General features: G+C 63.8%; 1 protein-coding gene. It reads left to right on the forward strand.

The annotated features are described in order from the left end of the window. Positions 1 to 875 (forward strand): immunoglobulin-like domain-containing protein (locus tag RIFP1SYM_RS16125; protein ID WP_139042192.1); only part of this gene is annotated, 875 nt, incomplete at both ends.

An 875-nucleotide genomic window follows, 5' to 3' on the forward strand; every position in this document is an offset into this window, starting at 1 on the left:
AGAGGGGACGACCCCGTCTATGTGGCGGTTGGCGAAAACTATACGGAACCTGGTGCTGAGGGCGTCGATGCGATGGATGGCGCGGGCTTCGACACCGCGCTCGACGCCACTGATCCCAAAGACATTACCAAAACCAACGATGTCGACACCAACGTGATGGGCCAGTACACCCGCGTCTATACCGCTACCGATGCGGCTGGCAACATCGCCACCCTGAACCGACAGGTGATCGTCGGCCCGGCAGTAACCATGACGGCCGACAATAAGCAATTGCACTTCGACTGGCCCCTGCCCGCCAACACCACCCTCTATGCCAACCACGACCACTACCGGTTGCTGTTCGACCGGGATGGTAGCGGCACCTTCAGCGCGGCGGATGCGGCCTCCAGCTCCATCGCCGGCACCAGCCACAGCGTCGATACCAGCGCCCATTTGTTCAACTGGAACGATGCCCGCTACCGGGTCGAATCCTGCGACGCGACTGAGAGCGACTGCCTCGGCTCGCCACTCGGCAGGTTCAGGGGAGAGAACGAGCTCTCCAGCGCCGGCTACTCGGTCGACATCATCAACTACTTCAAGGCCAGCGACACCACGGCCGGGGCACAGTTCGGCACCAGCGTCGCCGTCAGCTCCGACGGCACCACCATGGCGGTGGGCGCACCGAATCAGGATAGCGGCATCGTCTACATCTTCGTCAGGGACACCAGCGTCACCCCGCCGGTCTGGTCACAGCAAGGCCGGGTCAGCGCAGGAGGGGCTGGCGACAAGTTTGGCTTCTCCGTCGCCCTGAGCAGCGACGGCAGCACCCTGGCCGTGGGCGCACAACTGGAAGACAGCAGTGTCGGCGGTATCGACCCCACCGCCAACGATAGCGC

The sequence above is a fragment of the endosymbiont of Riftia pachyptila (vent Ph05) genome (genome assembly GCF_000224455.1).
Lineage (GTDB): Bacteria > Pseudomonadota > Gammaproteobacteria > Chromatiales > Chromatiaceae > Endoriftia > Endoriftia persephonae.